This window comes from Pantoea sp. BRR-3P, assembly GCF_039621635.1.
GTDB lineage: Bacteria > Pseudomonadota > Gammaproteobacteria > Enterobacterales > Enterobacteriaceae > Pantoea > Pantoea floridensis.
Window position 1 is genome coordinate 3,049,735 of sequence record NZ_CP155066.1, and the last position, 26,877, is coordinate 3,076,611.

General features: G+C 56.1%; 25 protein-coding genes. 8 read left to right on the forward strand and 17 right to left on the reverse strand.

Annotated elements, in window-relative coordinates:
- Positions 1–257: 257 nt before the first annotated feature.
- Both phoR and phoB read right to left on the reverse strand, forming a co-directional pair.
- Positions 258–1,571 (reverse strand): phosphate regulon sensor histidine kinase PhoR, encoded by a 1,314-nt coding sequence (gene phoR / locus AAGR08_RS14240; protein ID WP_097094748.1) that lies wholly within the window; start codon positions 1,569–1,571, stop codon positions 258–260.
- A gap of 14 nt (positions 1,572–1,585) precedes the next feature.
- Entirely contained in the window at positions 1,586–2,275 is a 690-nt protein-coding gene (phoB, locus tag AAGR08_RS14245; protein WP_007887040.1) for a phosphate response regulator transcription factor PhoB, read from the reverse strand.
- A 197-nt stretch (positions 2,276–2,472) separates the two neighbouring features.
- On the opposite strand from phoB, the gene sbcD reads away from it, so the two are divergent.
- Both sbcD and AAGR08_RS14255 read left to right on the forward strand, forming a co-directional pair.
- The gene (gene sbcD, locus AAGR08_RS14250) at positions 2,473–3,690 is read left to right on the forward strand and encodes an exonuclease subunit SbcD (RefSeq protein ID WP_345827173.1); all 1,218 of its coding nucleotides are present in this window, start codon (positions 2,473–2,475) and stop codon (positions 3,688–3,690) included.
- Positions 3,687–7,364: an AAA family ATPase gene (locus AAGR08_RS14255; RefSeq protein WP_345827174.1), complete on the forward strand. Its 3,678-nt coding sequence runs from the start codon at positions 3,687–3,689 to the stop codon at positions 7,362–7,364. The genes sbcD and AAGR08_RS14255 overlap by 4 nt, the downstream gene beginning before the upstream one ends.
- Positions 7,365–7,422: 58 nt before the next feature.
- Here the strand turns inward: AAGR08_RS14255 and AAGR08_RS14260 are convergent, their stop codons facing one another.
- The 3 genes from AAGR08_RS14260 to AAGR08_RS14270 are packed head-to-tail and all read right to left on the reverse strand — an operon-like array spanning position 7,423 to position 9,124.
- Complete coding sequence (locus AAGR08_RS14260) at positions 7,423–8,079, reverse strand: DUF799 domain-containing protein (RefSeq protein WP_097094751.1); 657 nt, start codon at positions 8,077–8,079, stop codon at positions 7,423–7,425.
- A complete protein-coding gene (locus AAGR08_RS14265; RefSeq protein ID WP_097094752.1) occupies positions 8,076–8,435 on the reverse strand; it encodes a DUF4810 domain-containing protein in 360 nt (119 codons plus the stop codon). The genes AAGR08_RS14260 and AAGR08_RS14265 overlap by 4 nt, the downstream gene beginning before the upstream one ends.
- Before the next feature lie 11 nt (positions 8,436–8,446).
- Positions 8,447–9,124, reverse strand: coding sequence for a CsgG/HfaB family protein (locus tag AAGR08_RS14270; protein ID WP_097094753.1), 678 nt, complete (start codon positions 9,122–9,124; stop codon positions 8,447–8,449).
- Positions 9,125–9,277: 153 nt separating this feature from the next.
- Between AAGR08_RS14270 and AAGR08_RS14275 the strand changes: the two genes are divergently transcribed.
- Positions 9,278–9,697, forward strand: coding sequence for a cell envelope integrity TolA C-terminal domain-containing protein (locus AAGR08_RS14275; protein WP_345827175.1), 420 nt, complete (start codon positions 9,278–9,280; stop codon positions 9,695–9,697).
- On the opposite strand, the gene AAGR08_RS14280 is transcribed toward AAGR08_RS14275, so the two are convergent.
- The gene (locus AAGR08_RS14280; RefSeq protein WP_345827176.1) at positions 9,657–10,718 is read right to left on the reverse strand and encodes an AraC family transcriptional regulator; all 1,062 of its coding nucleotides are present in this window, start codon (positions 10,716–10,718) and stop codon (positions 9,657–9,659) included. The two genes, AAGR08_RS14275 and AAGR08_RS14280, sit on opposite strands and share 41 nt — an antisense overlap.
- A 151-nt stretch (positions 10,719–10,869) precedes the next feature.
- Positions 10,870–11,874 carry a phosphotransferase gene (locus AAGR08_RS14285; RefSeq protein WP_097094756.1) on the reverse strand — a complete coding sequence of 335 codons (1,005 nt, stop codon included), beginning with the start codon at positions 11,872–11,874 and terminating at the stop codon, positions 10,870–10,872.
- Positions 11,875–12,134: 260 nt separating this feature from the next.
- Between AAGR08_RS14285 and eat the strand changes: the two genes are divergently transcribed.
- Positions 12,135–13,499: an ethanolamine permease gene (eat, locus tag AAGR08_RS14290; RefSeq protein WP_097097586.1), complete on the forward strand. Its 1,365-nt coding sequence runs from the start codon at positions 12,135–12,137 to the stop codon at positions 13,497–13,499.
- Between the two features lie 76 nt (positions 13,500–13,575).
- Here eat and mak read toward each other — a convergent pair whose 3' ends face one another.
- Positions 13,576–14,487 (reverse strand): fructokinase, encoded by a 912-nt coding sequence (gene mak / locus AAGR08_RS14295; RefSeq protein WP_345827177.1) that lies wholly within the window; start codon positions 14,485–14,487, stop codon positions 13,576–13,578.
- A gap of 145 nt (positions 14,488–14,632) precedes the next feature.
- On the opposite strand from mak, the gene rdgC reads away from it, so the two are divergent.
- Positions 14,633–15,544 carry a recombination-associated protein RdgC gene (gene rdgC / locus AAGR08_RS14300; protein ID WP_097094758.1) on the forward strand — a complete coding sequence of 304 codons (912 nt, stop codon included), beginning with the start codon at positions 14,633–14,635 and terminating at the stop codon, positions 15,542–15,544.
- An 88-nt stretch (positions 15,545–15,632) separates the two neighbouring features.
- Positions 15,633–17,027 (forward strand): hypothetical protein, encoded by a 1,395-nt coding sequence (locus AAGR08_RS14305; protein WP_345827178.1) that lies wholly within the window; start codon positions 15,633–15,635, stop codon positions 17,025–17,027.
- A 32-nt stretch (positions 17,028–17,059) separates the two neighbouring features.
- Here the strand turns inward: AAGR08_RS14305 and ppnP are convergent, their stop codons facing one another.
- The 7 genes from ppnP to aroL all read right to left on the reverse strand — a co-directional run bounded on the left by ppnP (position 17,060) and on the right by aroL (position 22,712).
- Positions 17,060–17,344, reverse strand: a complete 285-nt coding sequence (gene ppnP / locus AAGR08_RS14310; protein ID WP_007887052.1) for a pyrimidine/purine nucleoside phosphorylase — start codon at positions 17,342–17,344, stop codon at positions 17,060–17,062.
- A gap of 104 nt (positions 17,345–17,448) precedes the next feature.
- Positions 17,449–18,126, reverse strand: coding sequence for an AroM family protein (locus tag AAGR08_RS14315; RefSeq protein WP_345827179.1), 678 nt, complete (start codon positions 18,124–18,126; stop codon positions 17,449–17,451).
- A gap of 2 nt (positions 18,127–18,128) precedes the next feature.
- Positions 18,129–19,061 carry a DUF1177 domain-containing protein gene (locus AAGR08_RS14320; protein ID WP_345827180.1) on the reverse strand — a complete coding sequence of 311 codons (933 nt, stop codon included), beginning with the start codon at positions 19,059–19,061 and terminating at the stop codon, positions 18,129–18,131.
- Positions 19,062–19,076: 15 nt separating this feature from the next.
- Positions 19,077–20,636 carry an OPT/YSL family transporter gene (locus AAGR08_RS14325; protein WP_345827181.1) on the reverse strand — a complete coding sequence of 520 codons (1,560 nt, stop codon included), beginning with the start codon at positions 20,634–20,636 and terminating at the stop codon, positions 19,077–19,079.
- Between the two features lie 189 nt (positions 20,637–20,825).
- Positions 20,826–21,578, reverse strand: coding sequence for an IclR family transcriptional regulator (locus AAGR08_RS14330; protein ID WP_345827182.1), 753 nt, complete (start codon positions 21,576–21,578; stop codon positions 20,826–20,828).
- Positions 21,579–21,887: 309 nt separating this feature from the next.
- Complete coding sequence (locus tag AAGR08_RS14335; RefSeq protein ID WP_097094764.1) at positions 21,888–22,079, reverse strand: YaiA family protein; 192 nt, start codon at positions 22,077–22,079, stop codon at positions 21,888–21,890.
- Positions 22,080–22,187: 108 nt separating this feature from the next.
- On the reverse strand, positions 22,188–22,712 hold the full coding sequence (gene aroL, locus AAGR08_RS14340; RefSeq protein ID WP_345827183.1) for a shikimate kinase AroL: 525 nt from the start codon (positions 22,710–22,712) through the stop codon (positions 22,188–22,190).
- A gap of 285 nt (positions 22,713–22,997) precedes the next feature.
- On the opposite strand from aroL, the gene AAGR08_RS14345 reads away from it, so the two are divergent.
- Positions 22,998–23,699, forward strand: a complete 702-nt coding sequence (locus AAGR08_RS14345) for a DUF2076 domain-containing protein (protein WP_345827184.1) — start codon at positions 22,998–23,000, stop codon at positions 23,697–23,699.
- Here the strand turns inward: AAGR08_RS14345 and AAGR08_RS14350 are convergent, their stop codons facing one another.
- Positions 23,700–24,143, reverse strand: coding sequence for a YaiI/YqxD family protein (locus AAGR08_RS14350; RefSeq protein WP_097094767.1), 444 nt, complete (start codon positions 24,141–24,143; stop codon positions 23,700–23,702).
- A gap of 148 nt (positions 24,144–24,291) precedes the next feature.
- Here AAGR08_RS14350 and proC point away from each other — a divergent pair, with 148 nt between their 5' ends.
- Entirely contained in the window at positions 24,292–25,104 is an 813-nt protein-coding gene (proC, locus tag AAGR08_RS14355) for a pyrroline-5-carboxylate reductase (RefSeq protein WP_097094768.1), read from the forward strand.
- Between the two features lie 170 nt (positions 25,105–25,274).
- Here the strand turns inward: proC and AAGR08_RS14360 are convergent, their stop codons facing one another.
- Entirely contained in the window at positions 25,275–26,801 is a 1,527-nt protein-coding gene (locus AAGR08_RS14360) for an FAD-dependent oxidoreductase (RefSeq protein ID WP_345827185.1), read from the reverse strand.
- Between the last annotated feature and the right edge of the window lie 76 nt (positions 26,802–26,877).

Below are 26,877 nucleotides of genomic sequence, written 5' to 3' on the forward strand. Positions count from 1 at the left end.
ATGGCAGCCAGCGAGGCGCGAATAGGTCGCCATGAAAGGCGTAATGCTCGTCAGTTAAGCATGCATCGGTCACCATGAATGGTGACCCTACGTGGATATCGCCGGGTTTTCGTAGGGTGCGCATTCATGCGCACCTGCATAAACAGGCATTTTTTTGCTTAAGTGAGCGGCATCACGCCATGAATGGCGCCCCTACGTTTGCGGAGCTGGGTTTTCGTAGGGTGCGCACCTGAATGCATAGGCAATAAATTGACTCACTAGGTGTTAACACGCTCTTGAGCCACGTTAGCCACAATCAACCGTGGCGGCAGAAGAAAGCTGAAGCAGGTTTCCTGATGCGGCACGCTGGTGATCTCCAGCCGCGCATTATGATGGCCCAACGCGTGTTTCACGATCGCCAGCCCTAGCCCGCTACCGCCGGTGGCGCGCGAACGTGCTTTATCCACGCGATAGAAGCGTTCAGTCAGGCGCGGCAAGTGCTGCTCGCTGATGCCGGGGCCGTCATCGCACACCTTAAACTGCGCGCCTTGTTTGGTACGCAGCCAGCTGATGTCGATACGCGTCCCTTCCGGCGTGTGGTTCACCGCGTTATACACCAGGTTGGAAATGGCGCTGCGCAGTTGCTCATCATTGCCAAATACTTTGAGATGCGGATCGGTATGGAAATGGAGGGTATGACGTCCCTGACTCAACGTTTCTGCTTCACGCTGCAGCAGCAGCAGCATGCCCGGCACATCTACCGTCTCTTTCAGATCGATGGCCGGCGCCGCTTCAATACGCGATAAGGTCAGCAACTGTTTTACCAGGCTGTCCATGCGGCGCGTTTGCTCTTGCATGGTGTGCAGCGCTTTGCTGCGCGTGCGCTCGTTCATCACTGCGTCATCCATCATCTCCAGATAACCCTGCAACACGGTGAGCGGCGTGCGCAGTTCATGACTAACGTTGGCAAAGAAGTTACGTCGCGCGCCTTCCAGCTGGTGCATCTGGGTAACATCACGCGCCACCATCAGCCATTGCCCTTCACTGTAAGGCATCACGCGGAATTCCATATGATGCTGATTATTGAGGATCTGCGTCAGCGGCGCGTCAAAATTGCGCTGACGGATATAGCGGGAAAACTCGGGATAGCGCAGTAAGTTGAGGATGTTCTGCCCGTTATCCTCTGGCCAGCGCAAGCCCAGATGCTGCTGCGCCAGGCCATTACACCAGAAAATGGTGCCCTCTTCGGTGGTGAGCACCACGGCATCCGGCAGCGATTCTGCGCCGCTACGGAAACGTTTGATCAGGTTACCCAGCTCGCGCCGACGCCGGCGGTTACGCAGCTGCATCTGATACAAACCGTAAAACAGCGGTTCCCAGCTGCCGCGCCCGGCAGGCGGCGTCATGGAGCGATCAACCCACAGCCAGTGCGACAGGCGCATGAGATTCCTGAAGTGCCAAAACAACACGCCGGTGACGGCAATCAGTAGCAGCCACGGCAGATAACCGAACAACAGACCGAGCACCAGCGCAGGTAAACACACCAGCGCCAGCTCAATCAACAATCTCTTCCAGGAGAGTCGTTCCAGCACGGTAAAAACTCCGTTTAGTAGCGGGCAGAGAAACGATACCCTGTTCCGCGAACGGTTTGAACCATGCGATCGTGGCCGGTGAGCTCCAGCGCTTTGCGTAAACGGCGAATATGCACATCGACGGTACGATCTTCGACATACACATTGGTGCCCCAGACGTGGTTCAACAGCTGCTCGCGACTGTAGACGCGTTCCGGGTGGGTCATAAAGAAGTGCAGTAATTTATATTCGGTCGGTCCCATCTCCAGCGGCGTGGTTTCGGACATCACACGATGCGAGGAGGGATCGAGGCTTAAACCCTGCATCTCAATCACCTCTTCCACCGCCATCGGTGAAATTCGGCGCATGACCGCTTTGATACGCGCCATCAACTCTTTCGGCGAGAACGGCTTGGTGATGTAATCATCCGCGCCCACTTCCAGACCACGCACGCGATCTTCCTCTTCACCACGCGCCGTCAGCATCATCACCGGAATGTCGCGCGTCATCGCTTCGCGTTTCAAATGTTTAATAAATTGAATGCCACTGCCACCGGGCAACATCCAGTCCAGCAGAATTAAATCAGGCCAGGGTTCGATCAGCTTACCAATCGCGCTGTCATAATCTTCCGCCTCAATAGGCTGGTAATCATTCTGTTCCAGCACGAAACATAACATTTCACGGATGGGAGCTTCGTCTTCCACAACCAAAATGCGCTTAGCCATTGTAACTCCTGCTAGTGTGACACCGTGTCACTGGGATTTGCGGCGCCATTATGCGTCAGTTTTATGACACTTTTATGAAAACCCCGCCCCGTGATAAATAGATAAAAAACAGAAATGTGACAAGCAAAATCCCCTTTTTTCGTTTGCTACTGAAGCCGTTATACTTGCGCATTGTTTTTATTTAGCAGGAAGCATACATGCGCATCATTCACACCGCTGACTGGCATCTTGGCCAGTTCTTTTACAGTAAAAGTCGCGCCAGGGAACATCAGGCGTTTCTCGACTGGCTGCTGGATCAGATTGTGCAGCATCAGGTGGATGCGCTGATTATCGCCGGCGATCTGTTTGATACCGGTTCGCCGCCGAGCTATGCGCGTGAAATGTTTAACCGCTTTGTGGTGGCGCTGCAGCCCTGCTGCTGTCAGCTGGTGCTGCTGGCGGGCAATCACGATTCGGTTGCCACCCTGAATGAATCGCGCGAGCTGCTGGCCTGCCTGAATACCCAGGTGATCACCAGCGCCACACCGCAGGGCGAGCAGCAGGTGCTAACGCTGAAGCAGCGCGATGGCGCGCCGGGCGCGCTGCTGTGCGCCATTCCTTACCTGCGCCCGCGCGATATTCTGCGCAGCCAGGCCGGACAATCCGGGCGCGAGAAACAGCTTTCGCTGCTGGAAGCGATCGAGCAGCACTATCAGCAGTGCTTTGCCGCCGCCCAGGCGCAGCGCGAGGCGCTGACGAACAAACTGCCCATTATCGCCACCGGCCATCTCACCACCGTTGGCGTCACCAAAAGTGACTCGGTGCGCGACATCTATATCGGCACGCTGGATGCCTTCCCGGCGCAGGCGTTTCCACCGGCTGATTACATCGCGCTCGGCCACATTCATCGCGCACAGCGCATCGCTAACAGCGACCATATTCGCTACAGCGGCTCGCCGATTCCGCTCAGCTTTGACGAACTTGGGCGTGAAAAGAGCGTGTTTCTACTGGAGTTCAGCGCCACGCTTGATGCCGTTACGCCGTTGACCATTCCACTATTCCAGCCGATGCAGATGCTTAAAGGCTCAATGGCGGAGATCGAACATCAGCTGGCGCAGTTCAGCGAGCGTGCCAGCGAACATCCCACCTGGCTGGATATTGAGATCACTACGCAGGAATATCTCAGCGATTTGCAGCGCCGCATCGAAGCATTAACAGAAAATCTACCGGTTGAAGTGCTGCTGGTGCGCCGCAGCCGCGAACAGCGGCAGCGCAGCCTGGAACGTCTGGAAAACGAAACCCTGAGCGAATTAAAAGTCGAAGAGGTTTTTGCCCGCCGCCTGGCGCAGGAAGAGCAGCTGGATGCTGAGCAGGCCGAGCAGCTGACGCTGATGTTCCGCCGCCAGCTTGCAGCGCTGGAGAATCCATCCGCATGAAAATTTTGACGCTCCGATTTAAAAATCTCAATGCGCTGCGCGGCGAATGGTTTATCGACTTCCGTCGCGAGCCTTTCGCCAGCAACGGCCTGTTTGCCATTACCGGTGCCACCGGCGCGGGCAAAACGACGCTGCTTGATGCCATTTGCCTGGCACTTTATCACCAGACGCCGCGCCTTGGCGTGCTGTCGCAAACGCAGAATGAGCTGATCACCCGTGACACCGCCGAATGTCTGGCAGAAGTGGAATTCGAAATCAAAGGCGAAGCCTGGCGCGCCTTCTGGAGCCAAAACCGCGCGCGCGGGCTGGTTGACGGCAAATTGCAGGCGCCGCGCGTCGAGCTGGCCCGCGTCGCCGATAATCAAATCATCGCCGATAAAGTGGGCGACAAGTTAAAAGCGATCGAAACCTTATCAGGACTGGATTTTGCCCGCTTTACCCGCTCAATGATGCTGTCACAGGGCCAGTTTGCCGCCTTCCTCAATGCGAAACCTGGCGAACGCGCCGAGCTGCTGGAAGAGCTCACCGGCACCGAGATCTACGGACAAATTTCGATTCAAATCTACGAACGCTGGCGCAGCGCACGTGGCGAGCTGGAGACGCTGCGCGCCCGCGCGGGCGGCATGTTGCTGCTGGATGAAGCGCGACGGGCAGAACTGACGCAGCAGCTGGCGGAGCTGAGCGCTCAGGAAAAAACGTTAAGCGAACAGCTAATACAGGCCCAGCAGCAGCAGCAGTGGCTGACGCAGTCACAGCAGCTGGCGCAGGAACAGCAGCAGGCCGAACAGGCGCTGCTGAGCGCACAGCAGGCATGGCAGCAGGCCGATAGCGATCGTCAGCGCCTGGCGCGCGCGGAACCGGCGGAAAAGCTGCGCGATAAACTCCAGCAGCGCGAACGGCTGCAAGCCGATCGGCAAGCTCTGGAACAACACTCACAGCAGTTGCAGAGCCAGCAGCAGCAAGCCAAAGCGACGCTAGAGCAGAGCGAGAATCACTATCAGGCAGCACAACAGGCGCGTGAGCAAGCGCTACAACAGCAGCAGCAGCTGGAAACGCTGCTCACCGAGCAGGTCATTCCGCTCGATCACAACATCGCGCATACGGCGCAACAACTTGAGGAACAGCAGCGGCTGCATGCCCAGCAGCAACTGACACTGCAAAACAGCCAAAGCGCGCTCACCCTGCAACAGCAGGTGAGTGAACGTTTACAGCAGCAGCTGGCGCAGCAGCAGGAATATCGTAGCCGCGAAGCGGCGGTGGCCCATTGGGGCGCAGAAATAACCCGCTGGCAGGCCGACATTGCCCGGTTGACCGAACGCGAACAGGCGCTGACACAGCTGGCTCAAAAACAGCTGCAGCAGCGCAGCCAGCTTGAACAGCTGCAACAGGCGCAGGCACAGCGCGAGCAGGCCGCGCAGCCTCTGCAACAGGCTGAAGCACAGGCCGCACTGCAACAGCTGCAAGCAGAGCAAGTACTGACTTCGCTTGAGAATGAGCTCAGCAGCTCGCAGCTGCGGACCGCCCTTGCCCAGCATCAAAAACAGCGTCCAGCGCGCCAACAGCTCACTCTGCTCGCCGCTCAGTGGCAATCGCTACAACCGCAACGCTTACAGCGTCAGCAGAAATTAGCCCAGCTGCAGCAACAGCATCAGCAAGCAGAGCAGGCGTTGCAGGAGCTGCGCGAGGATTATAAGCGGGAACATCAGGCGCTGCTTGATGTGCGCAGAATCTGCGAGCTGGAGCGCACCATTGCGCAGCTGGCCGAGGAACGTGCAAAGTTGCAGCCAGATCAGCCCTGCCCGCTGTGTGGCTCATGTCAGCATCCGGCGATTGCGCAATATCAGCAGCTTGAACCTGGCGCAAATCAGCAGCGTCTAAACGCGCTGGAAACACGCGTGGCGCAGCTAAAAGAATCCGGTACGGCCAAAGGCGAGCAGCAGAAACTGTCACTGCAACAGCAGCAGGCATTGCAGCAGGAAATCAGCGAATACGATCGGCAGATTGCGACGGCAGCCACTCAGTGGCAAGCGCTGTGTGGTGAGCTGGCACTTACCTGCACGCTGGAGCAGCAGGCCGAATTTGCTCAATGGCAGCAGCAGCAGGATGCACAGGAACTGACTCAACAGCAGCAGCTTCAGGCGCGGGAAGACGCGGTGCGCGCCGCACAGCAGGCGAAGGATGCGCATCTGCAACAGCAGCAGCAGTGGCAACAGCACCAAAACCAGCAGCTATTGGCGCAGCAGCAGATCGCCAATATCCAGCACGTGCTGGAAGAACATAGCCAGCATGAAAGCAGCGAACGCCATGCGCATCAGCAGCTGGTGCAGCAGCTGTCACACCAGGTAGAGCAGCATCAGCTCAGCCTGCCAGAGCCGACCGCGCGCGATAGCTGGCTCGACGCACTACAGCAGCGCTGGAGGAAATGGCAGGATAGTGAGCGGTTGCTAGCTGAATTGCAGCCACAGCGGGCAAAAGCCGAGAGCGAACGCAGCAACCTGCAACAGAATCTGGAACGTGAACAGCGGCGCAGCGCTGAGCTACAGCAAACGCTCAGCGCCTTGCAGCAACAACAGCAGCAATTGCAGCAGCAACGTCAGCAGCTGTTTGGCGAGCAATCAGTGGCGACAGCGCGTCAGCAGCAGCATGCCGCCCTCCAACAGTGTGAACAGGTGCTGGCGCAGCAGTTGCAGCAATGGCAACAGGCGCAAAGCGCGCTGCACGGCCTGAAGGGGCAGTGTGAGCAAATTGCCGCGCAGCAGCAGACGTTGCATGATCGCGTAGCCGCGGCTGAAGCCGCCCTGCAGGCGGCGCTACAGCAGAGTGATTTTGCTGATGAAGCCGCGCTGCGTGCCGCACTGCTGGAGGAAAGCGAGGTGCAGCAGCTGCGTCAGCGGCTGCAAACGCTTGAGCAGCAGCGTCAGCAGCAGTTCACGCTACACGAGCAGCTCACCCTGCGACAAGCCGCACATCAGCAGCAGCGTCCGGCGGATCTCCGCGATGACACCGCCGCCAACATCCAGCAGCAGCTGGAACAGCTGCGTATTGCGCTGCGCGACAATGCCCGTCAGCAGGGTGAAGCGCAGCAGCAATTGCAGAGCGATGCCGAACAGCGTCAACAGCAGCAGGCGCTGCTGGCACACATCGCCGCCGGGGAAGTGGAGCTTGCACAGCTTGGTCGCCTGAACGATCTGGTCGGCTCGGCTAAAGGCGATAAATTCCGCCGTTTCGCGCAGGGGTTGACGCTTGATCACCTGGTATGGCTGGCGAACCGGCAGCTGGATCGTTTGCATGGTCGCTACCTGCTGCAACGCCGCATCAGCGAGGAGCTGGAGTTGCAAGTGGTGGATACCTGGCAGGCGGATGCTACGCGCGATACGCGCACGCTATCGGGTGGTGAGAGTTTCCTGGTAAGTCTGGCGCTGGCGCTGGCGTTATCCGATTTGGTCAGCCATAAAACGCGTATCGAATCGCTGTTCCTCGATGAGGGCTTCGGCACGCTGGATGCCGAGACGCTGGATACCGCGCTGGATGCGCTCGACGCGTTAAACGCCAGCGGTAAAACCATCGGCGTGATTAGCCATGTTGAAGCGATGAAAGAGCGCATTCCCGTGCAGATTAGAGTGCGCAAGATGAACGGATTGGGTTACAGCAAGCTGGAGCTGCCGGGCGAGTAAACCAGGTCGTCATAAATGGCGACCTTACGAAGGGTGCGCATTGCTGCGCACCTGGTTTTTACCTTACGGTCGCCAACTTATAGCGCGGGCCGACCAGTAAACCGCCCTGCTCGTTTTGCGCTAACAGGCGAGCGCTGGTAACGCCGGCAATGGTATGGGCTTTATCCGAGACATTGCTGGAAATCTGCTTGATGGCTGCCGACACCAGCATGCCGATAAGGCCGCCGTTGTTATTGTTGTTGTCTTCCGCATCGCTGGCGGTGGCAACGCCCTGCCAAATCTCTTTACCCGTGCGCAAATCCACCAGACGTGCCGTCGCCGATACGGTAGTGACGCTCTGGATCACCTGATAGCTGCTGCCGTAATCGTTAACGGAAATATAAAGTGCACTGTCCGCATGGAAAATATCGTGCAGGCGCTGTGGGCTAACCGCTTGAATTTCATGACCGTTAGTCAATCCATTCTGCTGGAAAGTTTCATCCACCACCGCGACCGGGAACACGTAATAGCCCGCTTCTGCCAGCGGTTCGGTTACCAGCGACGTGAAACTGCTCGCCGCGTTCACATCAGGAGCTTTGTTATCTGCCGGCAATACCAAAATAGAGGCGGGTTTGCTGGCGCGGAATGCGCTGTAGTCGTAGGGTTTTTTATGCGGTGCACAGCCGGTCAGCAGCAGTGCCGCCAGCACGCCACAAGCAGCAATGAGTTTCTTCATTGTGCAACTCCTTGTTTTTTCTTCATCAGAAAGTCCATATAGGGGGCAGATTCCGGGAACAGCTGTTTTTCGGTAGCAAACTGTCCGAAGGCTTTATCGGTAGCACCGGTTTTGGCATACAGCAGCCCCAGCTGCGCGTGCAGACCCGGTGCGACCGGCTTATTAACGGCCCTGGCTTTTTCGATATCCAGATTCAGCGCGTCGATCTGCTTCTGCGGATCGCTATCTTTTTTGTAGTAGCTGTAGATCTGCTGCTGGTAATCCCCCCAGTAATAGATCGGCTCCGGTGCTTTAGGCGCACAACCCGCCAGCACGCCTGCGGCGATCAGTGCCGCACTCAGTTGCAACATTTTCATGCTCAATATCCTTATTTCGCTGGACGCCATGCGCCGCTGTTAATGCCATCCACTAAGTGATCCACCGCTTCACGGATCGCCAAATCCATCACTTTGCCATTCAGCGTAGAGTCATAGCTGGCGGTGCCACCAAAGCCAATGATCTCACGTGCCGACAGCTGGTATTCACCGGCACCTTGCGCGCTATACACCACTTCGGACGTGGTCACATCCACCACGTTCAGGTTCACTTTGGCGTACGCGACCTGGCTCTTACCACGACCGAGGATGCCCCACAGCTGCTGATCGCCCACTTCTTTGCGACCAAACTCAGTAATATCACCGGTGATGATGTAGCTGGCACCCTTGATATTCTGCTCGCTCTTTTTAAAGCCCGCTTCCTGCTGCAACTCTTTCAGGTTGCTACGATCCAGCACGTTGAAGCGATTGGTCTGCTGCAAATGCGTAACCAGAATGGTTTTTGATTGATTGCCGAGACGATCAACACCATCTGAGAAGATGCCATTCATATACGAGGAACGGTTATCGAACTGTCCAACGGCAATCGGGCTGCGTACGCCTTGATACGCAGGCTGGCTGGCCGCGCGTACCTGTGGCGCTTCAATGGCGCGTGACGATTCGGTGGCACAGCCGCTAATCAGCGTCGCGCTTAACAAGGAGAGTGCCGCAAGGGCATATTTTTTCTGCATTTCTAATCCATGAATCAAGAAAGGATAACACCGCAAGACTGCGGCAAATTCTGGTTCTGCCGACTGTCAGAGTAATGCCATAGCATTGATTGAGTCGGTCTGTAGACTGTCGGCAGAGCGAGAGAAAACCTTTAGTGAAAAATAGGCATATTAATGAATTTAATTAATAGAATGATGGGATTATTGGGCGGGTTAATGATTATTGCTTTACTGAGTGCCTGCCAGCATTCTCAGCCAAAGCAACAGGATAGCATCGTCAATCTGTGCCAGCCGCAGAGCGAGCCGGGCAGCGCATCCTGTAAATGGGCTGATGAGATGCAGCATCAGCTTAACCAGCATTTCCGCGATGCCCCGCGTTATGCTGGTCAGCAATGTCTGGTGCGTCTGGAGTGGCAAACCAGCGGGCGCTATGCGGTGACCCAGACGCAAGGCGATGAAACGCTTTGCCTGCGCGCCTGGCAACTTATTGGCCAAACCAAGGACCTACCGCCCCCGCCCGATCGCAAACAACCGGCGTGGTTCGGTTTTGCCCCTAGCTCGCCAGCCCATCCTGGCGCCACTGGCGCGGGCTGATGCCAAACCAGCGGCGGAAGGCGCGTGAAAAGGCGCTGACTTCGGAGTAACCGAGCAGCAGCGCCATTTCCGAGATCGGCAGCTGCTTTTGTTGCAGATAATGCGTGGCCATCTCACAGCGCACCTTATCCACCAGCGCCGTGAAGCTGATCCCCTCTTCGCGCAGTCGCCGTTGCAGCGACCAGCTCGACAGCCCCATTTTTTCAGCAATCTCTTCCAGCACCGGTTCGCCCTGCATCAATGAGAGATTGACCTGCGAGCGCGCCTGTTCTACCACGCTTTGCAGGCTGGCAGAACTGTTAAGGCGACGAATGGCATCCTGCATTACCATCAGCAGCATCGGATCCTGCTCTGGCATGGTGCGCAACAGATCGCGCTTCGGGATCAATAAGGAGTTAAACGGCTGATCAAACCACACGGGCGCATCAAAGACTTTGCAGTGCTCGTGCCACTGTTCAGGACGCGGATGTTCGAAATGTACCTCGCGCGGCGCCCAGTTTCTCCCCGCAACGTGGCGGATCAAATTGAGGAACATGCCGAGCGTCAGCTCTGCATCCTGACGCCGCGACAGAATGGCGCCGTGGCGCACCTGGTAATCGAGCCGCCAGCAGTCGCCCTTATCCACCAGCCGCGTCAGCGTATCATGCTGGTGCCACGGAAAGGCATTCACTACGTTATGCAGCGCCTGCTCCAGCGTCGGCGAGCACAGGCCGATATAACCAATCAGGCCTAATGACTGCGGTTTGAACTGCTTGCCGTAATGCAAACCGAAGTTATCAAAACCGGAGTGACGTGCCGCCTCCTCCATCACGCGACAATAGTTCACCAACCCCAGACTTAACGTTGGGCTTGCCAACAGCTCTGAGTTAATCCCGCTGATACCGAAGATGCGATCGACATCGCCGCCCTTGTCCGTAATAAACGCGCTAAGTCCAGTGGCCGCCGCCGCCAGCACGCCACGGTTGCTGGCGCTGACGGATAACGCGCTAAACGCTGCCGTCGGTGTCATCATTGATTGCATTAGAACCTCACAGGGTGGCGTGAATGAAACAGGTGGAGGATTCCAGCAATTTTCATACCAGGCGGATGATCTGCGGGTTTTGTCGTAGGGTCGCCATTGATGGCGACCTCAATTGCGCAGTGACAGCGCAAAGCTGCTCACTGCTGGTGCATCAAACGCCGAGCGGCAGCTGATTGGTTTCCAGATAACGGCGGCAAAGCCGTACCGAATGATCGGCCCACTGCGGCCCCAGACTCCGCGCCATGTCGGTTTCCGCGTGCGATCCCATCCACGCTGTCATCTGAATACGCCGCTGGATCAGCAGCGTCGGCACCAGCGCCATCTCTTCATCGCTGATGTGGGCCACTTTTTCATAGCCGAGGATCCAGTTATCTACCCATTCGGCAGCGCGTGGATGGTGCTCGACAAAACTGACCGCCGCCGCCAGATCGTGCAGATACCAGCCGAGCCCGCAGTCATCAAAATCGATCACCCGCGTTTCGCCCTTGTGCAGCAGCAGATTGGTTAGACGCAGATCGGCGTGGATCAAACCATAACGATCCGCGCCTTTGCCAAAGCCCTGCAGCTCTTGCCCCACTCGCGCCACCGCCTCCGCAACGATGCCGTGATCGGCCGGATTAAGATTCGGCGCATCCTGCCAGCGTCCCCAATGGCTGCGATCGCTGACCATGGTGTGATGATCCCAAATGATGCGCTGGAAAGCGGCCGGTTTCTGCCAGCTACGGCTGTGCTGATGCAGGCGGGCGGTAATCTGTCCCAGCTGCTGAAAGGCTTTGGGATCGACATCGGTAGTTGGCATCTCCCCCTCGATCCAATGGAACAGCACCGCGTAGCGCTCGCCGCCATCCGCCATCGGCAGCGTTAGCACGGTTTCACCCTCGCTGGTGGGGATCGCCTGCGGCACCATAATCCCGGTATCGCGAAGCGCATCCAGCCACAGCAGTTCGCTCAGAATATCTGCTTTGCTGTGATAATTAGGACGATGCAGCCGCAGCGCATAACGCTTGCCCGCCGCCATCAATAAGAAAGTGGCATTTTCAGAACGACACAGGAGCTTCAGCTCCCCGCACAGCGCGGCAGGAAAACGGGCCAGCGCCTGGTGCGCCAATAAGGTGATTTCCGCATCGGTTAAGGTATCGGATTGTTCGGCACTCATTCATCAGTCTCCAGCATCAAGCACGTGTTATCAGCATGGAATGACGTCGTCCTGACCGCTTGACCGCAGACAACCCAAAGTTGACCGCAGCGTGCATCTGGCACTTTTCTTGCCGCAGAGTTGACCGTGGAGGACAAAACTCACTGCGCCCGCGTCAAGTTTTCCCGCATAAGGCGGCGGCATTATCACTTCACTGTAGCGCAAACAATAAAAAAGCGCGGTGAAGCTGCCGCACCAACAATGACGACGGGGAGAAGATGATGACGACTAAGCTCAAACCCACGCTGGGCACCCTGCATTTGTGGGGCATCGCGGTTGGACTGGTGATTTCCGGTGAATATTTTGGCTGGAGTTACGGTTGGGGCGTGGCGGGCACGCTGGGATTTTTGATCACCACCGCGATGATCGCCACTATGTATACCTGCTTCATTTTCAGCTTTACCGAACTGACCACCGCGATTCCGCATGCCGGCGGCCCGTTTGCCTATAGCCGCCGCGCCTTTGGTGAAACCGGCGGCCTGATTGCCGGCCTGGCCACACTGATTGAGTTCGTGTTCGCACCGCCCGCTATCGCGATGGCGATTGGCGCCTACCTCAACGTGCAATATCCCGATCTCAATCCGAAAACCGCTGCGGTGGGTGCTTACGTGGTGTTTATGACGTTGAATATTCTGGGCGTGAAACTGGCAGCGATGTTCGAACTGGTGGTCACCGTGCTGGCGGTACTTGAACTGCTGGTGTTTATGGGCGTGGTATCGCCGGGCTTCAGCATCGCCAATTTCGCCGCCAACGGCTGGGCCGGTAGCGATCACTTTGGCATGCCTGCGCTCTCCGGTATCTTCGCTGCCATTCCGTTCGCCATCTGGTTCTTCCTGGCCATTGAAGGTGCCGCAATGGCAGCCGAAGAGGCCAAAGATCCCAAACGAACCATTCCTAAAGCCTACATCACCGGCATCATGACGCTGGTGGTGCTGGCGATTGGCGTGATGCTGCTGGCCGGCGGCGCGGGCGACTGGCGCAAGCTGTCTGACATCAACGATCCGCTACCGCAGGCGATGAAGATGATTGTTGGTGAGCACTCGAACTGGATGCATATGCTGGTATGGATCGGTCTGTTTGGCCTGATCGCCAGCTTCCACGGCATTATTCTGGGCTATTCCCGCCAGTTTTTCGCCCTCGCCCGCGCCGGTTATCTGCCGCAAAGCCTGGCGAAACTGTCACGCTTCCAGACGCCGCACCGCGCGATTATCGCCGGTGGCTTAATAGGGATCGCCGCGATTTACAGCGATGGTTTCGTCAATTTGCAGGGCATGACGTTAACCGCCGCGATGATCACCATGGCGGTGTTCGGCGCGATTGTGATGTACCTGATGAGCATGCTGAGCCTGTTTAAACTGCGCCGCACGGCACCCGAAATGGAACGCAGCTTCCGCGCGCCGGGCTATCCGATTGTGCCGGGCATTGCGCTGGTGCTGTCGCTGGTGTGTCTGGTGGCAATGCTGTGGTTTAACCCGGTGATCGGTGGCTTATTCGTGGCGATTATGGCGGTGGGTTACGTCTACTTCCTGGCCACCAAATCACAACGCGATAACGCGCCGCAGGATTCGATGTTAATAGGTGAGTGATGTTTGCAGGTCGCCATCAATGGCGACCCTACGGCATATGCGGGTTGTGTTGGGTCGCCATTCATGGCGACCTCTGTTAACCCTTCACCGGCCACAGCCACGCCGCACCGCGTACGCCGCTTGAATCACCGTGCACCGCTTTCAGCACCGGGGTTTCACACTCACGGCCAAATACCCACTGCTTCATCAGCGCCGGCACGGTTTGATACAGACGATCGTTATTGCTCATTCCGCCGCCCAGCACAATCACATCCGGATCAAGTAAATTCACCACCTGCGCCAGCGATTTCGCCAGGCGCATTTCGTAGCGATTCATCGCCAGCTCTGCCACGGGATCCTGCTGCTCAATCAGCTTAATGATCTCAGCCCCTTTCAAAGCCTTACCGCTCAAACGCTGGTAATCGATGGCAAAACCGGTGCCAGACACGAACGTCTCAATACATCCCTGCAACCCGCAATAACACGGCACTTCCGCGCGGTAACGCAGCTCATCTTCATCCATCCACGGCAGCGGATTGTGGCCCCATTCGCCGGCGTTACCGTTACCGCCGATGCGCGACTCGCCGCCAATCGCCACGCCCGCGCCTGAACCGGTACCGATAATCACCGCAAACACCAGCGACTTTCCGGCGCCTGCTCCATCCACCGCTTCGGAAACCGCCAGACAATTCGCGTCATTGGCGATGCGCACGTCACGATTCAGCGCCTGCGCCAAATCCTTATCCAGCGGTTGCCCGTTTAGCCAGGTGGAGTTGGCATTTTTCACCCGCTGGGTGTAAGGCGAAATCGTGCCCGGAATGCCGATGCCGACGGTACCCTGCTGCCCGGTTTTCTCTTCCGCTAACAGCACTAAATCGACAATCGCCTGAACCGTGGCAGCGTAGTCATCACGCGGCGTATTGACGCGATGGCGGAACAACTCTTGTCCCCGATCGGAGAGTGCAATCACTTCAATTTTAGTGCCGCCTAAATCAATCCCAATCCGCACGATTTATTCCTCATTATTCGTTCTGGTGACCAATACAGTAGAAGGCTGAATCGGGAAAGGCAATGAAACGAATCCGATGTTTCGCTATCATGCGCGCTGACTTTGAGACTTGTGCGCCCGATCGCACCCACGGTAAGGAATCCCGATGTTGTGGTTTAAAAATATGATGGTTTATCGTCTGAATCGTGACATTCCGCTGTCCGCAGACGATCTGGAAAAGCAGCTCGACGCCTTTACCTTTTCCCCGTGCGGCAGCCAGGATATGGCGAAAACCGGTTGGGTTTCACCGATGGGCAACCGCAGCGAAGCGCTGACGCATGAAATCAACGGTCAGATGGTAATTTGCGCGCGCACCGAGCAAAAGATCCTGCCATCGCCGGTGGTGAAACAGGCGCTGGAAGCCAAAATCGACAAGCTGGAGGCGGAACAGAGCCGCAAGCTGAAGAAGACCGAGAAAGACTCGCTGAAAGATGAAGTGCTGCATAGCCTGCTGCCGCGCGCGTTTAGCCGCTTTAGCCAGACGTTTATGTGGATCGATACCGTCAATAACCTGATCATCGTTGACTGCGCCAGCGCCAAAAAAGCCGAAGATACGCTGGCACTGCTGCGTAAAAGCCTCGGTTCATTGCCGGTGGTGCCGCTGACGCTGGAGAATCCGATCGAGCTGACGCTGACTGAATGGGTGCGTTCCGGTGAATTGCCGGCCGGTTTTGCCCTGATGGATGAAGCCGAGCTGAAGGCGATGCTGGAAGATGGCGGCGTGATCCGCTGCAAGAAGCAGGATCTGATCTCCGATGAAATCGCCACGCATATTGAAGCCGGTAAAGTGGTCACTAAGCTGGCGCTCGACTGGCAGGAACGCATTCAGTTTGTCATCGCCGATGATGCTTCGGTGAAACGCCTGAAGTTTAGCGACACGCTGCGTGAGCAGAATGATGACATTGACCGCGATGATTTCGCTCAGCGTTTCGATGCCGATTTCATTTTGATGACCAGCGAACTGGCCGCGCTGATCGCTAATCTGGTGGAAGCGTTAGGCGGCGAAGCGAAGCGTTAACGACGATGACAATGCAGGGCAAAACGTCTTCCTTAAGTTTTGCCCTGCGCTGCCGATAGCCTCTTCTTTCGGCAAAGGGATTCTGCATATGTCTTCTTCAATTCAACGCGCGGTATTATTCGGCGCACTCTCACTATTCACCGTCAGTAGTTTCAGCGAACCAGTCATTACCCGACTCAATGCAGTGCGTATTGGTGATCGTCTTAATGTCATGGTTGCGTTGGCCGGAAAACAAGGCGGCGCCATGCAAGTGTGGCAAGCCTACGACTGTAAAACGCTACGCGCTGAAGCACTCTATCGTAACTTCCTAGATAATGATGGGTCGACAAAAGGCCGCTTTTATGGTTCTGAATTCAGCCACTATCTGGCCCCACAGCCCGGCCCAAACCAGGATCCTGAAATCATTAAACGGATTTGCTCGCTACCCGAGCGAGCTGTCGTGTGGGAAAAAATTCAAACCGAAGATAAGTATGGCAGCACAGCGTTGATTGACATCGCTAATCTAAAGCGCGACGGCGATGAATTGCAGGTACGTGTTGGTTACGATTATGCAGCTAAGGACTTCGATCCACCGTACGATGCACCTTATGCGCTGAAAGTTGAAAATTACCGCTTTAACTGTAAAACGCAATTACATATTCCTGTGTCTGCGCAGGATATTGATGAAAATGGCTATGTGACTGACTCGCTCGATAGTGCAGATATTGAGCGGCGAAAATCCTCTTTTCCGTTAACAACGCTTTTGGAAAAAAACTTCATTCAGCTTTGCTCGCTGGCCGATCCGCAGCACTTTCGCGCGCTGGGGCGCTTTACCGCCGCTACACACAAGCCTCTCAGCACAACAGCCATGCCTGTGCTACCCGACCTAAGCGCTAATCCTTCCTCTGTCATGGCAAGATTTCCTTTATCTGCCTCAGTGCAGCAGCAGGCAAAATCGATTATTCATCCTTGGGCGACGCCACGTTTTCGTCAGATCAGCTGGGTAGAGAAAAATCGTAGCGGTGAAGTCAAAGTACTCATGGATGTAGACGAGCAAGGCTTTATTCGCAAACTTGAAGATTACGGTATCTGGAAAGTACAGCGGTTATCGTTAGCAAACGACACACAACTCGAATTTGCCATGTCGATAGCTTCCTATCCGACTCGACTTAAAAAGCTGGACACCACGCTACGTTACCCGTTGCATGCCGGGCAGCAGTATAAAAGTGTGCTGATCAATGAGGACCCGGTGAAAAGGGTCAGCGAAAGTTATCAAAGTGAAACCTGCAATGTTTACGAAGGCGGCAACGCTCACGAAATTACCCCCGCGTTCAGCGGTCACTATTTACGCGTGGATTGCCTGATTGAATCTGATAAACAGCCGGCACTCGTGTCACGTCAGGCGTGGATCGATGATTTGAAAGTGATGGTTCCAATCAGTGCGAAGATAGGTGACAAGCCTGAGGAACAGACACAACTGCTTGATGTGAAGATTTGGCGTTAAAAAATGGCCGCATCGCGCGGCCATTTTAAGTCTTACAAGTAGCGGCACAGATATGAAGAAGGCTCGGCCACCTGCAAATGGAATTCGCTCTGGCCCGGTACGCTGAAAACGGAACCGGCTTCGTACCATTTCCACTCGGTTTCGCCCGGCAGCAGCACTTTCAGTGCACCGCTGACTACCGTCATCTCTTCCGGCTGAGCAGTGCCAAAGGTGTATTCACCTTCCGCCATCACGCCGACGCTGGCACGGCCAATGGTGACGCTGTCGAAACCAATGGATTTCACTTTTCCGTCGAAATACTCACTCGTATTGAGCATATTACTTCCTCACAGCACATTATCGTGACTGGCAGATTACTAAGGAACTCGCTGATCTGTCACGCGAAATAGCGCCACAGATCGCAAGTTGTGATCTCTTCGCATTAGACGATCAATTCTGCTGCCAGCTTGGCCACCAGCACGTTCGATAACAGTACTGGAATACCCAGCATTTTCTGCAGGAAATCACGGTGCTTCTGGTGGTAACCGATGCAATCCAGTACCACCACATCCGCCCCCTGCTCCTGCAACGACAATCCTGCTTCCACCAGATCCGACTGCTCTGCCAGGTAAGGGCTGGCAACCGCAAAACACGGCGGGCAGTTCAGATTGCGCCATTTACTGGCCTGCTCGGCAATCTGCTCTTTGACCGGTACCACAATGCCCACTTTGTGCTCCTGCACAATTGCACGCACCAGCGGCGGAATGATGCGATCCGGCTCCAGCAGCAAGGCGGATTGCGTTTTCAGCGTGCCAAACTCGCCGGTGCACAAAAGCAGAATAGTGTCGTAGCCCTGCTGTTCCAGCGCGTTGATTTTTCGCTGCAATTCCTGCTCCACTTTGGGTGCCGACAGGCGCACCTGCTCGCCGCTGGTCATGCGCGAGACCAGTACTTTGTCACCCGGCGCGGGCGCGTACTGCTGTTCAACGTCGGCCAGCGTCAGGCCGTCGAGCAGTCCAGCATGTGCCACCTGTTCAGCGGGTAAATGCTCCAGCAGCAGCGGCAGAATGTCGCTGCGCGGTGATTGACCAATCGTAAGTGTGACCAGAGACGTATTCATTATCAGGCTTTCCGGTTGCGCAGGTGGCTGAGGCTACCATACAAAGATAGCAGCAGCGCATACTCTTGCGGGTCATAGAAGTGGCAGGTTTCACGCCCAAACTCCTTCGCCACTTCTACCGCAAACTTCACCGCAGAGGCGATATCCACTTCATGGCTGGCGCCGGTACCGCAGCCCGGCACCACCGATTCGGCACAAATTGCCACGCCGACCACCGGCACATCAGTGGCGGTGGAGGGCTGCAGAATGCTGTTGAGGTGATAAACCCCGTTGCCGTAAGGCGTGATGTCCTGCGTGGTGATCGGGAAAGTGACCGCCGGTTTGCCGCTGGTCATCTCCATAATGCGCAGCAAATCCTCCGAGACGCGCAGGATGTAGCCCTCTTTCACCGTCGGCGACAGCGCATAACCTTTGTGATTAAGGATGCGATTCCCTTTGGTGGTATCGATCGAGAGAATCGCATCGACGCCCGCAATCACTTCATTGTCATTCATGGTGATGTCGTCGCACGGCGAATCCATGAAATCGACCGGTTCGTGCGGACGGGTTGGCGCATCCGGACAGATGTGGGTGGTGATGATCACGTCACCCGCCAGCACGTCGCCTTTGGTCTGCATGTGCGCCAGCTTCAGCGCGCTGCTCACCGCCGCCACCGCGCCATCGGCATCAGAGACCATGCCAATGCGCGTTGGGCGCGCACCGATGCCGCCGAGGCGACCAATAATTCCCAGCGTCGGCGCGTTGCCGCCGTTGCTTTTGCCCTGCGCGCCGGGGATATCGATGCGCACAAAATCGGTACGCCCTTTCGGCCCGCTGACGCGTTTGGTGCTCGCCGTCACACCGGGATAAGCCGCAAAGAGATCCACGATCTGCTGACCATCAATGTAGGCGCTGTCGAGTAACTCAAAAACCTGCAGTGTCTGCTGTAAACTCATAATAATTTCCCTGGATTATTTCTTGGTGCTGCTGGCAAAAAGTGAATGGAAGAAGCTGTAGAGCGCATCGCCCGCGATAAATCCAGCGGCCATCACCTCCATCGGTGAACGTCCACGCTCGCCCCACACGCGCAGGATCAGGATACGCAGCGCGATGCCTACCATCACTGCCCAACCGGCAGCGGCATTGTTAATGAGCAAACCGGTTGCCAGCAGCACGCCAAGCTGACGTTTCGGCCCACCGATCAATTGAATGATGGCGCCTGGAATCGCCCACATCAGCAGGTTACCGGCGATACCCGGTTCCGCGCCGGCCTGAATCGTTTTGGCATAGACGCGCGCCACCGGCGGCAGCAGATTTTCGGCAAAGAAAATGGTGTGCGCATACCACACCACCGGAATACAGATGACAAAGGCGATCATCGCGGCGATCAGCTGAATGCGGCGGCCCCACAGCTCCTGCTGCACATCCGCGCCGTTACCGCGCAGAATAAAGCCGGCTTTCAGGTCATAGCCCATATCGGCAAATGCCGGGCCGGTGGCGGCGGTGAAACCACACAGCAGGCACAGCGCCAGCGGCGGAAAGCCGAGCAGGATCCCAAGAATCAGCGTGATCAGCGCCACCGCAAAGGCGGGGAACCAGCCCGAGTGCATGGCGGCGATGCCAACAATCAGTTCATGCACAAAGGCAGCAAACGCGGCGTAAACAATAAACAGCACCAGCATCGGCAGCCCCATCTGGCTCCATAATCCGCCCGCCAGCGCCAGCAGCGTGGAGATGACGATGTAACCCACGGTGCCGAAACCGAGCGAACGCTTCACTTCGCTGTCGCTGCGGCTGACGTTAACCTGATCGTTGCGGCGGCTGCGAATCACCTGCACCACCTGAATCAGCGCGACCAAACCAGCACCGACCATCACGCCGTGCGGAATATAGAGTGCGTTGATGTCAATACCGGCAACCGGTTGCGCATAAGCACGCAGCAGGAACCCCAATCCGAGCATGCTCAGCGCCCAGATATTGCCGATAAATGCAGTACCAAACGCTGACATGGGGATTTTCAACATTGAGCCGACAATGCCACCGACAATCCCCACCACCAGCAGCCACGCCTGACGACCGCCTTTATCACCGGCTTTGATCGCTTCGGCTGCCGCCACGCCCGGTGGCCACGCATTGCTGGCCGGGAACACGCGCGTATCAAACAGGCGATAGAGTAAATAGGCATCCAGCAGCATCGCTGCACTGACGCCGACAAACAGCGGCAGCACCAATTGCGGTTCACCCAGCGCCCACGGCACGGCAATCGGCATCAGCAGGCTGTTGGCTGCGCCGAAGGTGGCTGAGGAGATCGCGGTCTGCGCCAGGTTTTGGACTTCTATCGAACGGTAGCGACGAAACCATTGCAGAGGAATACGCGCCAGCAGCATGGCAAACAGCGCGCCAATAATAGACGTATTGGGTGTTACCCCAATGGTGGTAATAAGCTGAACCCCAATAATGGCCCCTGCAACAGAAAGCAGAACCAGCATTAAGGCAACGCCAACACTTTTTATTGGATTATTTTGACGCATGATATCCCCGTATTTTCACCCTGAAGAAAACGCATTTAAAATGCAACGCCCGACACGCGGGACATCCACATATTTATTTAATCGTTCCCTGATTATTGAAATAAGCAGGTCCGAAGACCTGTTATTTCCCTGGTGTGGCGCGAATAAACGCCTTTAAAACAAAAATAGGGTTTTCCTGTTTAAACAGGATTATGCGCCGTATTTTTCGGCCATCAGTGCAGCCGTTGCGCGTAGTTCACTGAGCAGCGTCTCCGGATAACCGGGCGCCGCCTCTTGCGATAAAAACGAGAGACAGAGCGCGGCACTTTCTCCGCGATGTTTATTGGTTACCGCAACGGCCAAAGAGCTGATGCCCGGCAGCGTCTCATTGCGCGCCAGTGCCCAGCCCTGCTGGCGAATCACAGCCAGTTCACGACATAAATCATCCAGCGTGAGCGGTGAGTTCATCGAAGCCGCCTGCCAGTGGCTGGCAAAACGGTCGCGCACCTCCTCATCACTGAGCTGTGCAAGCAGCACGCGTCCGGTCGAGGTGCCGGTTAATGAAACTCGCGTGCCCGGCGGCGTCACCAGCTGGGTAAAGAAGCGACCGTGATACATGCGCATGACCAGCACATCGTCGCCATCCAGCACCGAGATATAGCCCATGCAGCCGCTGCTGGCTGCCAGACGCGCCATCGGTGCTGAAGCGCTATCTACCAGCGGCGTTGACAGATAGTGACCAGCCACCGAGAGCAGAACGCGGCCAATCTGGAAGCAACGGCTCTCGACATCACGCTCAAGCAAGCCTTCATTTTCCATGGTTGCCAGCAGGCGCGACACCGTACTTTTTGGCAAACCCAATGCGTCAACCACCTCGGTAAAGGTGAGGCCCGGATGGCCTTGCGTCACGCCAAAGCGCTGGAACAGCTTTAATACGGCAGAGGCATTTTCGAGTGTGGTCATGGCGCCTGTTTCACTATATGGAACTGAGTTCCTCTATCAAGATCTCGAAAGTAAAACGCACGGCTTTATGCGTCAAGCGCAAATTTTGAGCCGCGCCGTTGCCACTAAATTTAGGACAGCAGAAAATACGGTGGAAAAAGAAAATTGAAAGATGTTATCAGGCCAGATAAATAGTTAGCAGGAAAGTATGCAGATTTATTTGAGGATGACAGCGCGTTTGCGGAAATATAAAAAAGCATGTAGTGACAGGCGGTAATTAATTATGTGCTAGCATCCTTGCCAGCCGACGTTAATCTTTTTCGACGTTAATCAATCTTTGCCAGCATCCTCATAGCGCTCTTTCGCATCTTGCGCTTCGGCTTCCGTTTTGTGTTCGCTAATTAGGGTATCGGGTTTGGGATGGTCGGCGCGTAATTCATACCAGGTGACGGTTTGATCCGCCGAACCCTTTTCAACCGTGACGATGCGCGCTTCACGCGGATAGGGTGGTTTAGTTGGCATAATTTTCCCTCTTCTATCAGTTGTCCACGGGCAGCAGTGATCCTCTGCCTACCATTCAGTATAGACAACGGAGGATCGCTGCAAAAAAAGAGAGAGAAATCTGAGGGTTTAGCTGGCGCGGGCGAGCGAAAGCGACTGCAGTATATGTTCCACCACGCGATCGGGTGATTGCATGGCGTTGACTTCGTGATGCGCCGTTTGACGATAAAGATGCGCACGCTCGCGCAGAATATCGCCCATCTCTTCGGCAATCGGACGCCCGGTTAAGGTGGGACGCTGCGCCGCTTCCGGCTGATGTTCCAGCCGTTCAGCCAGCACATCCGATGGCGCATTGAGCCAAATCACCTGACCGTGTTCGCGCATAAAGCGGCAGTTGACCTCAGCCAATATCATGCCGCCGCCGGTGGCGATGACGGTGTTAGGTGCAGTGACGGCGCGCAGCGATTCAGTTTCACGCGCGCGAAAACTCTCCCAACCTTCAGACGCTACAATCTCCGCCACGCTACGCTGCGTGCTGAGTTGCAGATGGTGATCGGTATCGTTAAAGGCATAGCCCAACGCTTGCGACAGCGCCTGGCCAACAGTGGTTTTACCGCAACCGCGTGCGCCGATCAGATAGATGGGTAATGACATCCGGGCTCATCCTCCGCCGTAATGTGCCGCACGGGCAACGTCATCAGGTCAATAATGCGTCGCATAATACCTGGATTTTATTTTATCAGCCACCCGCCAGGCACGATTTACGCATATTTCAGCGCTTGGCTGAGCTACTTCTTTGTTAAATAAAAGAAAAACAATGCTTGAAACGTGCATCAGGCTAAATGTAAGAGCAGGCAACATTTCCTTACCAGGCCGTTGATTTACTTTCTCTGTTCGCACCCTCATATAGTGTGATAAGTCGCAAACGGAGGATTCCCCATGCAAAGCGAAGAACAACAACTCATTGAAAGTCTGTTCAGCCGTCTGAAACAGGCTGAAACGCAAAGCGGCCCGCGTGATGCGGGTGCCGAGCAATTAATCAAACAGCATTTACAGAACCAGCCGGGCGCGCCCTACTACATGTCGCAGGCGATTTTGATTCAGGAGGCCGCGCTGAAAAAGCTTAATGCGCAGGTCACCGATCTGGAAAATCGTCTGGCGCAGGCGCAGCAGCAACAGGCGCCGCAGCAGAGCAGCGGCGGCTTTCTCTCTAGTCTGTTTGGCGGCGGCTCACGCCCGGCAGCATCACAACAGCAGCAACCGGCATGGGGCAATCCACCGCCACAGCCTCAGCAACAGTATGCGTCGCCGCCGCAGCAGCAATATGGTGCAGCGCCGGCGCGCGGTACCGGTTTCCTGGGCGGCGCATTGCAGACGGCGGTGGGCGTGGCCGGAGGCGTGGTCATGGCGGATATGCTGACCAGCATGTTCCACCACTCGCAGCCGGAAGAGATCGTGAACATTATCAATGAACCCGCGCTGCCGCAGGTGGATAACAGCCTCGATACCTTTAACGGTAACGACAGCAACAGTGCCTTCCTGAACGATAACTCAGGTTGGGATAACAACCTGGCGGATAACAATGATTTTGGCGACTTTGGCAGTGGCGGCGACTTTGATGACGATGACAGCTTCGTCTGATTACCGCTGACGTAGCCACTTATCCAGTTCGTTAGCAAACAGTTGGCGGTCGCGTTGGCTCAATGTCGATGGGCCGCCACTCTGAATCCCGCTGGCGCGCAGAGTTTCCATAAAATCACGCATGGTCAAGCGCTGACGAATCGTATCCGCCGAGTAGCGTTCCCCACGCGGATTCAACGCCGCCGCCCCTTTCTCCAGCACTTCCGCCGCCAGCGGAATATCGCCAGTAATGACCAGCTCACCGGGCTGCACGCGTTTTACAATCTCATTATCAGCCACGTCAAAACCGGCGGCGACCTGTAGCGTCTTGAGCCACGGCGACGGCGGCACACGTAACGGCTGGTTGGCGACGAACGTCACGGTAACCTTGGCACGCTCGGCGGCGCGGTAGAGCACCTCTTTGATGACATTGGGGCAGGCATCAGCATCAACCCAAATCGACATAGTGAATCCTTTTTCGCGGAGAATGTGGCTGATCTTGCCGTGCTGCTGAAGAATGGCAACTGTTTTTGATAACTGCCAGCCTTGTTATTCATGGCCGCTAACGTAAGCTTATCCCCACAGAAAAATGAACCACGTGAAGGAGAATGCGATGCTGGAGAAAAAAATCGGGTTTGTTGGCTGCGGCAATATGGCAAAAGCCATCATCAGCGGACTGGTCAATAGCGGAAAAATCGCCCCGGCCAATATCTGGGTGTGTGACCGTAAGCCGGCAACCAACCAGGAGATGGCGCAGCAATACGGCGTAACCGCCGCCGCAAGCGTTGAAAGCATGGCGCGTGAAGTCGATATTCTTTTTGGCGCGGTAAAACCCAACGTCATCCTCAAAGTGCTGAAAGATCTTGCCGGCCAACTTAAAAAAGACGTGCTGGTCGTATCGATTGCCGCAGGCGTGACGCTGGATTCGTTAGCCTCAGTCTTGGGCCACGATCGTAAAATCATTCGCGTGATGCCAAATACACCGTCGCTGGTGAATGAAGGCATGACGTCGGTGACGCCAAACGCGCTGGTTGAACCGCATGAAGTGGATGAAGTGGTCAGCATCTTCGAAAGCTTCGGCAAAGCGGCGGTGGTGAACGAATATCTTATTCACGCGGTGGTTGGCGTGAGCGGATCGGCGCCCGCCTATGTGTTTATGTTTATTGAAGCGATGGCCGATGCGGCAGTGCTTGGCGGCATGCCGCGGGCGCAGGCGTACCAGTTTGCCGCGCAGGCGGTTAAAGGCTCGGCGCAGATGGTGCTGGAAACCGGCAAGCATCCGGGCGAGCTGAAAGATATGGTGTGTTCACCAGGCGGCACCACCATTGAAGCGGTAAAAGTGCTGGAAGAGAAAGGCTTCCGCGCTGCGGTGATCAACGCGATGCAGGCCTGCATGGCGAAGTCAGAGGCATTGAGTAAGCAATAATCGGAGCGGCTTGCCCCTCACCCTAACCCTCTCCCGACAGCGGGAGAGGGAACCGATCGAGCATGTTGCAGCATCTATCTTTCCCACAGGCGGGAGAGGAAATAGTTAGCTCGGACGGCCCCCTTCTCCCGCTGGCGGGAGAAGGTTGGGATGAGGGGGCTGCGCGCACTTTACCCCTGACTCGCCTCATACAGCGCAATCCCCTGCGCCAGCGTCATTGGCTGCTGCATCTGCTGCACCAGCGCTGCCGTCAGCGTATACAGCCCGGCAGAACACACCGCCGCAATCATTCCTTCGCGGCAATAGAAGGCGATAAAGCGCTTATCCTGCAGCGATCCCAGCAGACGATAATCATCCCACTCTTCCGCATGGCCTAAATATTCATAGCGCGTACCGTAATGTGCGGTCCAGAAGAACGGCACGCGATCGTACATTATCTGTTTGCCCAGCATATTCAGTGCGGCAATGCGCCCCTGCTGATGTGCCACGCGATAATGCTCAATACGTTGCGGGCCGCGCACCGAAGGATAGCTGGCAATATCACCGGCCACCCAAATGTTGTCAGCCACACGCAGCTGGCTATCCGTCAGCAAACTGCCATCCTCTTCGAGCGGCAGGTCGTGAATAAACTGCGTGGCAGGCACCACGCCGGTTCCAAACAGCACCAGGCTGGCCTCCACCGTGTTGCCGCTTTTTAACCGCACCGCCTTTACCTTGCCCTCGCCCTCCAGCGCCACTGGATCGCCCTCAACAAACTTCACGCCGTTGCTGCGGTGCAGATCGTAAAAGTGGCGGCCAATCTCTTCGCCAAACTGTTTAGCAAAGGGCAGCGGATGACGCGCAATCACCGTGACATCCACATCACGATTGCGCAGCGATCCCGCCATCTCCATACCAATAAAGCTATTGCCAATGATCACCAGCTGCTCGGTTTTATCTATCTCTTTCAGCAGTTCATCGGCCTGATTGAGCGAGCGCAACAGATGCACGCCGTCCAGATCTTTGCCTGGAATGTCCAACGGCTTCGGCACGCCACCGCTGGCAATCAGCAGCTGATCGAATTTAACCTGTTGGCCGCCCTTGAGAATCAAGGTTTGCTCATGTGCTTTGAGTTGTTCTACTTCTCCCTGAATCCGCTCCACCGCGCCCAGCACATCCTGCTTTAACAGTTTTGGCACATCCTCAATCGCCATTTTTCCCGACGGCACAAATTTGCTCAAAGCCGTGCGATCGTAAGGCGCCGGTGATTCGCGCTCGATCAAGACGATGTGTCCGTTAAAGCCTTCATCACGCAGCGTCCAAATCGCAGCGCTACCGGCAGCACCGGAACCCAGGATCACGCAAACCGGGGATTGACCTTGAGGAGAAGGCGAACTGGCGGGCGACATCGCTTGCGGATTGACCAGCACTTTGCCCTGTTCAACGCGCACCGGATAACGCTTCAGATGAGCCAGCGCCAGCGGCTCGCACATCTGACCATCCTGCAGCTGAAACACCGCTTTATGCCACGGGCACACCAGCTTGTCGCCACATACTGCGGCCTGCTCTAACGGCGCACCCGCATGCGGGCATTTGGCTTGAAACGCTTGTACCCGCTCATCGTCACGAATCAACACCACATCGGTATCACCCACGGTAAATTTGGTGGGTTTGCGCTGCGCCAGCGACTTGAGTTCCACGACGGTTTGATAGCTCACGATAGGCCTCCATTCTTCTGGTTTTTGATGTAGACAACAAATCCCTACAAAGAGTAAGCCTGGCAAAACGTCGTGA